Source organism: Polaromonas sp., from assembly GCF_030682935.1.
Lineage (GTDB): Bacteria > Pseudomonadota > Gammaproteobacteria > Burkholderiales > Burkholderiaceae_C > Polaromonas.
In genome coordinates this window covers 1-4,467 of sequence record NZ_JAUXNA010000161.1, presented here as the reverse complement: position 1 = coordinate 4,467, position 4,467 = coordinate 1, and the positions used below count along the sequence as shown (strand labels likewise).

The 4,467-nt window shown below is 61.6% G+C and carries 4 protein-coding genes; all 4 read right to left on the bottom strand.

What is annotated here, in order from left to right; translation table 11 throughout:
* A partial coding sequence (locus tag Q8K05_RS07625) for a cation transporter (RefSeq protein WP_370868799.1) occupies nt 1-327 on the bottom strand: 327 nt, incomplete at its 3' end.
* A gap of 107 nt (nt 328-434) precedes the next feature.
* Nucleotides 435-941: an LPS assembly lipoprotein LptE gene (lptE, locus tag Q8K05_RS07620; RefSeq protein WP_305245934.1), complete on the bottom strand. Its 507-nt coding sequence runs from the start codon at nt 939-941 to the stop codon at nt 435-437.
* 34 nt (nt 942-975) lie between these two features.
* Nucleotides 976-3,711 carry a leucine--tRNA ligase gene (leuS, locus tag Q8K05_RS07615; RefSeq protein ID WP_305245932.1) on the bottom strand — a complete coding sequence of 912 codons (2,736 nt, stop codon included), beginning with the start codon at nt 3,709-3,711 and terminating at the stop codon, nt 976-978.
* Nucleotides 3,712-3,805: 94 nt separating this feature from the next.
* Nucleotides 3,806-4,252: a biopolymer transporter ExbD gene (locus Q8K05_RS07610; RefSeq protein WP_305245931.1), complete on the bottom strand. Its 447-nt coding sequence runs from the start codon at nt 4,250-4,252 to the stop codon at nt 3,806-3,808.
* Nucleotides 4,253-4,467: the final 215 nt, after the last annotated feature.

Sequence of the window (4,467 nt, the reverse complement as noted above, 5' to 3'; positions counted from 1 at the left end):
CATCCAGCCGGACGGCTTGACGGCCTGGTCTGACCAGACGATGCGGCCACGATGGCTGGCTGCGCTCACGTCCACCGACACCACGCCGGGCACCTGGCGCAAGGCATCCTCAATGGAGAGCGCGCAGGCGGCACAGTGCATGCCCTCAAACACCACGCTGGACTCCCAATACGTGGGCTGCTGCGCCACCGGCCGGCTAAAAGCTGACCATTCCTGCGGGTCATCCAGCATCGTCAGCGGCATGGCGTTGGCAGCAACCGAGGACGCAGCGTCGCCCGGCAGGCCGGGTCCGTGCAGGGGAAGAGGTGACAGACTGGCCGTTTGCATGATCGTAAAGCTTAGCGACTTTGCCGCCTGTTGTCCTGATTTGATTTACCGACAGCGGTGACTCACCGTGCGCGGCGCTGTCAGCGATTGCGCACGGTGGATAGCGGCTAAAGCGCCGTCACGGCCGCCAGGCGGCGCATGATCTGCTGCACGATATCGCTTTGCATGTCGCGGTAGAGCAGGCCTTCTTCAGCTTCCTTGGCCAGCATCGCCGATTCGTTGAAACTGATGTCACGCTGCTGCAGGATTTCGGTGTCGGGAATCAGTTCTTTGCCCGCCACGGTCCGTAACCTGAAACGAAAACGCATGCGCAACTGAAACTCGCGCACCTGCCCTGCGGCATTAAGACTGAGCACCACCTTTTCGCGCTGGTCGGACAGCACATCGAGAACGACTTGCGCCTCATTGATCTGGCGGCCATCGGTGATCACCTTGACCTTGCGGGTGGACTCCAGCGACCTTCTGAGCTCGACACCCAGTGGCGAGGTCTCTGCAAGGCTGCTGTAGAGCGTCGTGAACGCAAAGTTGGGGGCCTTGCGCAGCGCAAAACCGCAGCCACTCAGACTGAAAGCGGCAGTGGAGGCCATCAGGGACAGTAAAGAGCGACGCTGCATGTTGGCCTTGTCTTGGGGGTTTCCGGGCGGGGACTCAGACAACGATGTTGACCAGACGGCCCGGCACCACGATGACTTTCTTGGCGGGCGCACCCAGCTTCAAGAAAACCTCTGAAGCCAGCGCAGCGGCCTCAATGACGGCCTTGTCAGCGCCCGCCGGGACCGTGACCGACCCGCGCAGCTTGCCATTGACCTGAAGCATCAACTCGATCTCGTCCTGCTGCAATGCGCTGCTGTCCACCTCGGGCCAGGGCGCGTCCAGCAGGTCGCCGTGCTGTACTGCGTAACCCAACTCCGACCACAAGCCATGCGCCAGGTGCGGCGCCGCCGGGTAGAGGCACCGAAGCAAGATGCCAAAGCCTTCGCCCAGCGCCACCAGGGACTGACTTGAAACTTCACCCTTGAAGTCTTCCAGCGCATTGAGCAGCTTCATGGCGCCCGACACCACGGTGTTGTACTGCATGCGCTGGTAGTCGTAGTCGACCTGCTTGAGCACCGTATGGACTTCGAGCCTGAGCGCTTTGGTTTCTTTGTCAAAAGTGCCTGCATCGCCCGCCACACGGTCGCAAGAAGCGCCTGAATTCATGGCATTCAGCTTGACCCCAAAATTCCAGACGCGGCGCAAAAAGCGATAAGAGCCCTCGACCCCGGCGTCGTTCCATTCAAGCGTGGCTTCGGGCGGCGCGGTGAACATGGTGTACAGGCGCGCGGTGTCAGCACCGTATTTTTCGATCAGGTCCTGCGGATCGACGCCATTGTTTTTGCTCTTGCTCATGGTGCCTACGCCTTCGTAGTTCACCAACAGACCGTCCGACTTGCGCCTGGCCTGCGTGACTTTGCCCGTGCCGTCATGGATGTCTTCGACCTCGTTCGGCCAGAAGTATTCCATGCCGCCTTTTTCACCCTTGCGCGAATAGATGTGGTTCAGCACCATGCCCTGCGTGAGCAGCTTGGTGAAGGGCTCGTCGATCTTGACGAGGCCGAGGTCACGCATCACCTTGGTCCAGAAACGCGCATACAGCAAGTGCAGGATGGCGTGCTCAATGCCGCCTATGTACTGGTCCATCGGCATCCAGTAATCGGCGCCCTCGGCCACCATGGCCTGGTCGTTCTTCGGGTCGCAGTAGCGCATGAAGTACCACGACGAATCGACAAAGGTGTCCATGGTGTCGGTCTCGCGGCGCGCCGGCTGGCCGCAGACCGGGCAGGTCACGCCCGCGTGAAAGCCTTCGTGCTTGTTCAGGGGATTGCCTGAGCCATCGGGCACGCAATCGAGCGGCAACACCACGGGCAGGTCTTTTTCGGGCACCGGCACCGCGCCGTGCTCTGCGCAATGAATGATGGGAATCGGCGTGCCCCAGTAGCGCTGGCGGCTCACGCCCCAGTCGCGCAGGCGCCAGGTGGTTTTCTTCTCGCCCAGGCCTTTGGCAGCCAAGTCGGCGGCTACTTTGTTCACTGCATCGACGTAGCTCAGACCATCGTACCCGTCAGAATTGAATGCCGCCCCGTAATTGGCGAAAAGGGGACTCCATTTGGCCCAGTCAATTAAGAAACTTTTATTGGGGGATACGCCGTGTAGGACTGGTGACGTTAAGTGAACGTCACCAGTTGCATTAAGAGCGCTAACCATCGACGCTTCCGCAAGGCGATATCCATCAGGAACAACTACCGGCTTAATAAGGAGGTTGTATTTCTTCGCAAACGCGAAGTCGCGCTCGTCGTGCGCCGGCACGCCCATGACCGCGCCGTCGCCGTAACTCATCAGCACGTAGTTGCCGACCCAGACCTCGACCTGCTCGCCGGTCAGCGGATGCGTAACCCGCAGGCCGGTACGCTGGCCCTTTTTCTCCTGCGTGGCCAGCTCGGCTTCGGTGGTGCCGCCCGCCTTGCATTCTTCAATGAAGGCGGCCAGCGCCGGGTTCGATGCAGCGGCATGCGCCGCCAGCGGATGCTCGGGTGCCACGGCGCAAAAGGTCACGCCCATGATGGTGTCGGCCCGCGTGGTGAAGACATACATGCGGCCGCCGTCGATCAGCTGGCCCGAGGCGTCCCGGATGTCGTGCGTGAACGCAAAGCGCACGCCCTCGCTTTTGCCAATCCAGTTTTCCTGCATCAGCTTGACGCGCTCGGGCCAGCCCGGCAGACCGGTCTTCACGTGGCCCAGCAACTCTTCGGCGTAGTCGGTGATCTTGAGGTAGTAGCCCGGAATCTCGCGCTTTTCCACCACCGCGCCGGTGCGCCAGCCCTTGCCATCAATCACCTGTTCGTTGGCCAGCACGGTCTGGTCCACCGGATCCCAGTTCACCACCTGGGTCTTGCGGTAGGCAATGCCCTTCTCCAGCATTTTCAGGAACAGCCACTGGTTCCACTTGTAGTAGTCGGGCGAGCAGGTCGTGATTTCCCGGCTCCAGTCAATCGCCAGCCCCATCGCCTGCATCTGCTTTTTCATGTAGGCGATGTTGTCAAAGGTCCACTGCGCGGGCGGCACGCCGTTTTTGAGCGCGGCATTTTCAGCCGGCAGGCCAAACGCGTCCCAGCCCATGGGCATCAGCACGTTGTAGCCCTTCATGCGCAGGTAGCGGCTCAGCATGTCGTTGATGGTGTAGTTGCGCACATGGCCCATGTGCAGCTTGCCGCTGGGGTAAGGCAGCATCGAGCAGGCGTAGTATTTCTGGCGGCTCGCGTCCTCGCTCACGCGGTAAGCATCAGCGGCCGTCCATTGGGTTTGCGCACTGCGCTCTACGTCGAGGTGGTTGTATTTGTCTTGCATGAAATCTGGCTACCGAAAAAATGAACCCCGGGCACGGGGCGGGCAGCCCCTGGCTGCGAACACATGATTTTAGAGGCTGGATGCCCAGTGCCAGCTAACGGCCTGCCGGTGCCGTCAAAGCAGCGGCAGGCGCAGGTTCGGCAACAAACCCGATGCGGTTCAGCCCGGCTTTTTGCGCCACACCCATCACCTCCACCACCTTGCCATAAGGCACGGCCTGGTCGGCGCGCAACTGAACTTCGGTGTCGGGGTGCTGGCGCGCGGTTTGCGCCAGGTCACGCGCCAACTCGTCCGGCTGCACCGGCCTGTCATTCAAAAAAGCCTGGCCAGAACGGTCGACCAGCAGCGTGACAAACCGGGGCGCTTCGGTGGGTCTGGCCGCATCGGTTTTAGGCAAATCGAGCGGGATGGTGCTGGCCAGCAGCGGCGCCGTGATGATGAAAATCACCACCAGCACCAGCATCACATCCACCAGCGGCGTCACATTGATGTCGCTCATGGGCTGCGGACCCTGCGTGCGTTCGAGCCGGCCAAAGGTCATAAGGCCCCCACGCTTGTCGCTTCGCGTACTACGCTGCCCCCCGGGGGGGCTGAACTTGCTTGGGGCGGCCCGGCGCTGCGTTCGCTTGCCCCCACGCTTGTCGCTTCGCGTACTACGCTGCCCCCCGGGGGGGCTGAACTTGCTTGGGGCGGCCCGGCGCTGCGTTCGCTTGCCCTCACACTTGTCGCGTCACGTTCTGTGGCGGTCAACAACTC